This is a genomic window from Flavobacterium sp. FPG59 (assembly GCF_002150205.1).
Taxonomy (GTDB): domain Bacteria; phylum Bacteroidota; class Bacteroidia; order Flavobacteriales; family Flavobacteriaceae; genus Flavobacterium.
On the sequence record NZ_MTCA01000153.1, the window covers coordinates 1 to 7,609 of the forward strand.

Consider the following 7,609-nt stretch of genomic DNA (forward strand, 5'->3'; position numbering starts at 1 on the left):
CTTCTAACCAATTGACAAATTGATTAAAGAATTCAATATTTTCAATAGTTTCATTTTTAATAAAAGCTTTATTTGGTGATTCAAAAAAAATATCTATTTTACATTTTTTTTATCTAATATTTCCATCTTACAAAAGCCTCCATTGCAGCATAATTTGATAGTCCTAACTGTACATACATTGCTGCTGTTTCTCTATTTCTATCTTCCGCTCTTTGCCAAAATTCACGAGAATCAGACCCTTGGAATACGACTCCGTCTTTTTGAGATTGGTGCTTGAAAATTCCGTGTCTTTTATCTAGTACCTGATTTGGACTCATGGGTACAGCCATTTCAATTTCGTCGATTCCCCATTCCTGCCAAGCGCCTCTGTACAACCAAACCCAGCAATCTTTCATGAAATCTTTTGTTTTCAATTCTTTTACAGCTTCAAAAATGGCATCCAAACATACTTTATGCGTTCCATGCGGATCAGCTAAATCACCTGCGGCATATATTTGATGCGGTTGTATTTTTTGGATAAGTTTCATGGTCAATAGGATGTCTATTTCTCCTAATGGTTTTTTCTCAATTGCTCCTGTTTCATAAAAAGGCAATTCCATGAAGTGAATTTGCTCATCTGACAAACCAACGAAATTACTGGTAGATCTAGCTTCTCCTTTTCGAATCAATCCTTTCAAGTAGCGCACTTCTGGAATGTCTATTTCACTCGCTTTTTTATTTTTAAGAAATGCAATCGCTTTTTTATAAATATCCTCTGCTTCACTATTTTTTATTCCAAATTTTTCATTGTAGTCACACACAAATCTAGCAAATCGAAGTGCCTCATCATCAGCAACAGCAATATTTCCTGAAGTTTGGTAGGCTACATGTACTTCATGCCCTTGTTGATGCAAGCGCATAAAAGTTCCTCCCATACTAATAATGTCATCATCTGGATGCGGACTAAAAATCAGTACTCTCTTTCTGGCTGGTTCAGCTCTCTCGGGCCTATAGGAGTCATCAGCATTTGGTTTTCCTCCCGGCCAACCGGTAATTGTATTTTGTAATTTATTGAATATTTTGATGTTGATATCGTATGCTGGTCCTGAATCAGCCAGTAAATCGCTCATGCCGTTCTCAATATAATCGGCATCGGTAAGCATCAATATGGGTTTTTTTAAATCAAGTGCTAACCCTAATACTGCTTTTCTGGTCAATCGATCTGTCCAAACAATTTTCTCCACTAACCAAGGCGTATTAATTCGTGTTAGTTTTGAAGACGCCTCTTTATCTAGAACAAAAACAGCGTTATTATGCTCTTGTAAAAAGGACGCAGGAATTTGATTGGTTACCATTCCTTCTACAGAAGCTTTAATAATGTTCGATTTTCCTTCGCCCCAAGCCATTAAAATTACTTGTTTGGATTGCATTATTTTTTTTACGCCGAGCGTGATTGCTGTTCTAGGTGTATTTCCCAATCCAGAAAAATCACCACTTGCTGCCACTCTGGTAATGTGATCTAATGCTACCAATCTAGTTTTTGAATTCTGTAAAGAACCAGATTCATTAAAGCCAATATGACCGTTTCCTCCAATACCCAAAACTTGCAAATCAATGCCACCCAAAGCTTCTATCTTAGCTTCGTAGTTAGCACAATAATCCGCAATTTCTTCTTTGGATAAGGTTCCATCCGGAATATGATAATTTTCGGGTAGGATATCAACTTGATCTAACAGTAATTCTTTCATAAATCGAACGTAGCTGTTTATAGAATCTGGTTCCATGGGGTAATATTCGTCTAGGTTGAATGTAATTACATTTTTAAAACTCAAACCTTCTTCTTTATGTAGGCGCACTAATTCTGCATACAATCCTTTGGGCGTAGACCCTGTTGCTAGGCCTAAAATGCAGTATTCTTGACGCTCTTGTTTACACTTTATAAGTGTTGCTATTTGTTGTGCAACCGTTTTAGATGCCACAGATGAATTTTCAAAAACTACTGTATTAATATTTTCGAACCTTTTTTCGAACCCTGTTGCCTTATCTATTTTACTTTTTAACATTGCCAGTTTTGCTTTTAATTGATTTTTATTCTTAACAGAGAATTATTTTCGGGACCAGCTTCGGTATTTGTGTCCTTTAAACGCATAAAAAATGATCATCAAATATGAGGGTATTAAAATTAGATAAGCAAGTTGATTTCCGCTTTTTGTTGTTTCTGTAACACCATTAGCTTCATTCGCTAAGTTGATGGTTTCCGCCAAATATCCATAAAGCAATGGAAAAATTGCACCTCCAATGATTCCCATAATCAATATGGCACTAGCTATTTTAGTATATCCACCCATATCTTGAAGTGCCATGGGCCATATTGCAGGCCAGCAAAGAGCATTTGCTAGTCCTAATAGTGCGACTAAAATAATAACTAAAGGCAAAGTAGGTAATCCAGGCAACTGAATCATTATAATGGGAGAAATCATGGTAATTAATAGTACTAAAATTAACCCGAGAATGCCCGAAGCTTTTAGTGCTGTAACCTGCGAAACATATTTAGGTATTAACGTAATTCCCAAAATATATCCTATAACCATTGCGGTCATGGTAAATGAAGTTAGTTTTAAATAAAAATTGCCATTTTCACCATATATGCCTAATTTTTTTCCAAAACCACCAATTGAATCTCCTGCTAAAACCTCGGCAGACAAGTACAACATCAAAGTGATTACACCTAAAACTAATTGAGGGTATTTAAAAGTATTTATAATTTGTTTTAAGACGCTTTGATTTAACGCTTTTCCATCTCCATCCAGATCAATTTCCGGCAGCGGAGATAATTTGACTAAAGCAGCCAAAACAAGAATAATAGCACCCATATACAAATAGGGGATCTGTAATTGTAATGCAAGGGAATCTAACACGGCAGATTTAGCATCTAAATCAAGCATGGCAATTTTATCTGCTGTATACTCCTGCATGTTTGATAACACCAAAGCTGTCAAGACTAGCGGCGCAATAAACCCTGCTAGTTTATTAGCAATTCCTAATACACTAATTCGTGCTGCGGCGCTATCTCTAGGACCTATAACTACTACATAAGGATTTGCTGCTGTTTGCAAAATTGCCAAACCAGTACCCATAACAAATAAAGCCACGAGGAATAGCAGAAAAGTGCGTGTTTCGGCTGCAGGGTAAAACATAAATGCTCCTAAAGCAATTACAACCAATCCTACCGAAACGCCGTTTTTATAACCTACTTTTTCTATAACCCAAGAGGAAGGAATGGCCATTACAAAATAAGCAATGTAAAAGGCAAAAGCTACAAAATAAGCCTGAGACGGAGACAGCTCACAGGCTAATTCAAAAAATGGAATTAGTGGGCCATTCAACCAAGTTACGAATCCTAAAATGAAAAATAATGAGGTCAAAATAACCATCGGAATCAAGGTCTTCCCAAGTTTATTATTTATGGTGCTTTTACTTTGTAACATGTTATTAGTTTATAGGTTTTACAATTCCCAGTTGAGTACAGGATAGTGTTTCTTTAAATAGTCTTTTACCTCGGTAATATCTTCTTTGGCTGTTAAATCTGGAACATGTTCAGAAAAAGGAATTCCTAATGTGGTATTTGGATGCTCTTTTAGTGCGTTCAAAAGTACTGTTGGCAATTCTTTTTCATCTCTTTCTGGATGAACTGGACAGTTTTTTAAATACGGATATATAAGTGCTCCGTTGAATTTAAAAGCGTTCATGCTCACTCTCAATTTTCCTTCGGTGTCTTTATAGCTTTCTAAAACTTCTGCAGTTGGTTTTTCTAGAATATCTAGTAATTGATTGTTTTCATTGAGCTTTGCAATTGCAAAACGGGAAATGCGTTCCAATGGGAATTCCATTGAGTCTCTATTATAACTAATAAATGCATTTGGACTAGAGGTATTTCTAAGTGCATACAAGGCTTCGGTAGAATATAAATTATCACTATTACAAACCGTATACTCTTGAGAATTTAATTCAGGATATTGCTCAGTAGCTTGGAATAAGGCATCAGCGGTGCCAAATGGTTTGATTCTCTCTTCGGGAATGTATTGCGTTGCAAAGGAAATCGTTAAGCCATTGAAATTATTGTTGCTGTTTTTACTTCCGTAAAACTCTTTGAATAAATCTCCTTGTTCTCCAATAATGATATAGATATTTTTATATCCAGCTTTTTTAGCATTCAATAAAAGATAATCTAGTAATGGTCTTCCGTTTGGTCCAACGCCAATTAATCCTTTACTTCTTTCGTTCGCCTGCGTGATTTCTTCTTCACTCAAATTATCAACTATAACTTGTTTTTTCATTCTAGAAGAAGCACCACCAGCCAGAATTATTAGATTTTCATGCATACTTAATTTTTTTAAATGTTACTGTTTTCTAGTATTCTCACACCAGGATCTACGGTTACTGTGTAGGCTTCAATAGCGCCTGCAGCTAGTATTGCTGCCACTACAGGAGCTTCATTTCCAGGTTCAGCCAGTACCACAATACTTCCTCCGCCACCTGAGCCAACTATTTTTGCTCCATATGCTCCAGCTTTTAATGCCGCATTGATCATTGCGTCAATTTTAGGGACGGTTATTTTTAATAAATCTCTTAAAACAGCATGATGTTGATTCATTAAAGCACCAATTTTCTTTAAGTCTGGAGTGGTTTTTTTAAATTCTTTTAAAGCCTCTTTTGTATAATGGTAATTTTTGATGGCTGCTTCAAAAAAAGGAATTAAACGATCTGGTAAGTAATTGTAATATTTATCTAAATCTTCAATTTCAGATGTGTTTAAATCAAAATCTTTGAAATTTTGTTTAATAATGGCAATAGCTATTAAGGCATTTCCTTTTAATTCTCCTATTAAACCAATTGTTTCCTTGGGCACACCAGAAACACCAGTTATTAAGCCTTTTAATTCGTTGCCAATGATGTTGTATGAAAAAGGATCCTTGGTGTTAATGTGTACAATATTACCCATGCCGATGCTGTAATGATCCATCATTCCGCCTGGCTCTCTGTGTTCTAAAACTTCAGAAGCATACCCCATTTTTGCAATAAATTCGGGTGTAATTTCGGCATCAACTCCAAAAGCGGTAACCAAAAAATGTATCCAAGCCATAAGTAAAGCAGATGAACTTGAGGTTCCGGAATTGATCGGGATATCTCCATTAATAGTGATATTGTATCCTACGGATGGTACGCAACCATGCCGTCTTAAAACTCTTAGAGAAGAGGCAAAATAATCTCGAGGCGCTAATTCTGGAAATGTAGCATGAATATCAATGATCCTAACTTCATTAATATCCTCCATGTTTAGTTTGAAAACTGAAGTGTCATTTTGAACAGCAGTTAGTATTATATTTCGATTAATTGCACACGCTATCACGGGTAAACCTAAATAGTCTTGATGGTCTCCAAAAAGACATGTTCGTCCTGGAGCTAATGATATAATTTTTTTCACTTTTTAGAGGTGTTAAAACGCTGTTTTAATAGGGTTTAAGACTAATTTTATGTTCAATTCGAACAGTTTATTTAGCTTTGGTTTTACGAAACTATACATTAAAATCTAATAAAACAAGTAAAAAAACAAAAAATGTGCTCGAACACATTTTGTTAATGTTGTCGAGCACATTTTAGAATTGTTTAAAAAAATTCACTCATAAAAAGATTAGTAATAGCATTAAAAGAATGGAAACTCAAGATTAGTCAATCCTTTGTTAATTAAGTCTTACAAAAAAAATAAAGCAAAGTTTTTATATATTTGCTCAATATGGATAAAAAATATACAATAAAGGATATTGCTAATTTAGCTGGTGTTTCAAAAGGAACTGTTGATAGAGTTTTACACAAAAGAGGTAAAGTTTCGCCAACGGCTTTGGACAAAGTCAATGAAGTTTTAAAAGTAATAGACTACGAGCCCAACCTTATTGCCAGAAATTTAAAAAACAATAAGATTTATCGTATTTGTGTTGTACTTCCTGATCCTGAAATTGATCCATATTGGCGTTCTTGCTTGAACGGTATCAATGATGCGGTAAAAGAATTCAAAGCCTACAATTTGGTAATTGAAACCTTCTATTTTAATCCTGAAAAAAAGAAATCTTTTTTAAAAATAAATGAAGCCATATTAGAATTAGCTCCTGATGCGGTTTTAATAGCGCCTTTATTTCATAAAGAAACCGTGGATGTTATTGAGCAATACAATTCGTTAGAAATCATTGTGAATACCTTCAATAATCAGGTCGAATCTAGTTTTGTGAAAAGTTTTGTTGGTCAAGATTTATTCCGAAGTGGGCGAGTGGCAGCAAAATTATTAGATTCAATTACTAGTACGGGTCATATTGCTATTGTTCATATTGATGAGACCTACAAAAATGCAATTCACATGCAAGAAAAGGAGCGGGGATTTAGAACTTATTTTAATGAGAAACAAAATTCTGCATACACAATTTCCACTTTAAAATTAAAAAATCCAAATGTTGAACTTAATTTCAACACTTTCTTGAATGAAAATCCAGATGTGACAGGAATTTTTGTTACTACGTCTAAAGCGTATCAAATGTCAAAAATAATAAGCGACTTTAAAATCAATAAAATTAAAGTGGTAGGATATGATTTAATAGATGAAAATATTGCGTTTTTAAATCAAGGCTTTATCGATTTTATCATTCATCAAAACCAGAAAAGACAAGCGTATCTGGGAATAACTTCCTTAGTGGAATATTTTCTCTTTCAAAAAGAAATTCCAGAAAGGATTCTTTTGCCCATTGATATTGTGAACTCAGAAAATGCTTCGTATTATATGGAGTAAAAAATAATCTATTCTTTTAAAGTTAACACACCAAAGGAAGAAGCGATATGGAAATTTGGAGTTTCTGTATTTGGGTTAACCCAAGTAATCCAGTTAGGTATAAAAGATTTATTTTGGTTCTTGATGTATTTAGCTCTAAAAATACCGGTTTCAATCCTGTTGTTTTTTATGAGTCTTAAACTTTTTAATGATTCAATACTAATTGATCCCTCAACAATAAAAGAATTAGCTTTTACAGATGATTTAACTATTAAATCATTCTTGGGCCAGTTCCAATTGAAATCAAAATTCTTATCAGGATAGGCTATAAAATCCATTACTCGACTTTGAGTGTCTATTTCTAAACAATAATAGGGATTCATTGTGGCATCAGTTCTAAAAAAAAGTTCAACTCGATCAGAGTTTCCGATGCTTTCAATACTGTCATCCTTTTTTTCTAAGTGGATTTCGGTATCTAAGACAGTAAAATTAAAAAACAAATTTTCCCGATCCCAAAGCGCTTTAAATATAACTTCTTTGCCTTTTTCTGTACTCCATGGGGAACAAAAATCAGTTAAAAACGGAGCATTATCCCATTCTAAATCATCACCATTTCCAGAGATGATCAGTTGTTTTTCCTTAATTAAATGTACTTGATATTCTTTCATTTTCGGAAATTATTTTATGTGGTATTTCGTTTTACTTAATAGCGTGTTTGAATATTTTTTTTGGAAATATAGGTAAAAGAATTTTGAGTGAATCTCTTTGTCAAATTTTTTATTTTCTCCTTTCCAAAATTGGAGGTTGAGATAGCTT

The 7,609-nt window shown here is 34.1% G+C and carries 6 protein-coding genes; 1 reads left to right on the plus strand and 5 read right to left on the minus strand.

Annotation, left to right across the window (positions count from 1 at the left end; genetic code table 11):
* Positions 1 to 113: 113 nt before the first annotated feature.
* Genes nagB through FPG59_RS11985 form a run of 4 tightly spaced genes read right to left on the minus strand, consistent with a single transcriptional unit; the run spans position 114 to position 5,464 of the window.
* A complete protein-coding gene (gene nagB, locus FPG59_RS11970) occupies positions 114 to 2,042 on the minus strand; it encodes a glucosamine-6-phosphate deaminase (RefSeq protein ID WP_086454829.1) in 1,929 nt (642 codons plus the stop codon).
* Positions 2,043 to 2,084: 42 nt separating this feature from the next.
* Entirely contained in the window at positions 2,085 to 3,467 is a 1,383-nt protein-coding gene (locus FPG59_RS11975) for a sugar MFS transporter (protein ID WP_254906696.1), read from the minus strand.
* An 18-nt stretch (positions 3,468 to 3,485) separates the two neighbouring features.
* Complete coding sequence (locus FPG59_RS11980) at positions 3,486 to 4,361, minus strand: sugar phosphate nucleotidyltransferase (RefSeq protein WP_086454830.1); 876 nt, start codon at positions 4,359 to 4,361, stop codon at positions 3,486 to 3,488.
* Positions 4,362 to 4,372: 11 nt separating this feature from the next.
* Positions 4,373 to 5,464: a galactokinase family protein gene (locus tag FPG59_RS11985; RefSeq protein ID WP_086454831.1), complete on the minus strand. Its 1,092-nt coding sequence runs from the start codon at positions 5,462 to 5,464 to the stop codon at positions 4,373 to 4,375.
* Positions 5,465 to 5,773: 309 nt separating this feature from the next.
* Between FPG59_RS11985 and FPG59_RS11990 the strand changes: the two genes are divergently transcribed.
* Positions 5,774 to 6,814, plus strand: coding sequence for a substrate-binding domain-containing protein (locus tag FPG59_RS11990; protein ID WP_086454832.1), 1,041 nt, complete (start codon positions 5,774 to 5,776; stop codon positions 6,812 to 6,814).
* A gap of 8 nt (positions 6,815 to 6,822) precedes the next feature.
* Here FPG59_RS11990 and FPG59_RS11995 read toward each other — a convergent pair whose 3' ends face one another.
* Complete coding sequence (locus FPG59_RS11995) at positions 6,823 to 7,461, minus strand: sugar-binding protein (protein WP_086454833.1); 639 nt, start codon at positions 7,459 to 7,461, stop codon at positions 6,823 to 6,825.
* Positions 7,462 to 7,609 lie beyond the last annotated feature (148 nt).

Bases quoted from the DNA above. Each gene is read 5' to 3' on its own strand.
- FPG59_RS11980 (WP_086454830.1), bottom strand. From the start codon at position 4,361: ATGCATGAAAATCTAATAATTCTGGCTGGTGGTGCTTCTTCTAGAATG.
- nagB (WP_086454829.1), bottom strand. From the start codon at position 2,042: ATGTTAAAAAGTAAAATAGATAAGGCAACAGGGTTCGAAAAAAGGTTC.
- FPG59_RS11995 (WP_086454833.1), bottom strand. From the start codon at position 7,461: ATGAAAGAATATCAAGTACATTTAATTAAGGAAAAACAACTGATCATC.
- FPG59_RS11975 (WP_254906696.1), bottom strand. From the start codon at position 3,467: ATGTTACAAAGTAAAAGCACCATAAATAATAAACTTGGGAAGACCTTG.
- FPG59_RS11990 (WP_086454832.1), top strand. From the start codon at position 5,774: ATGGATAAAAAATATACAATAAAGGATATTGCTAATTTAGCTGGTGTT.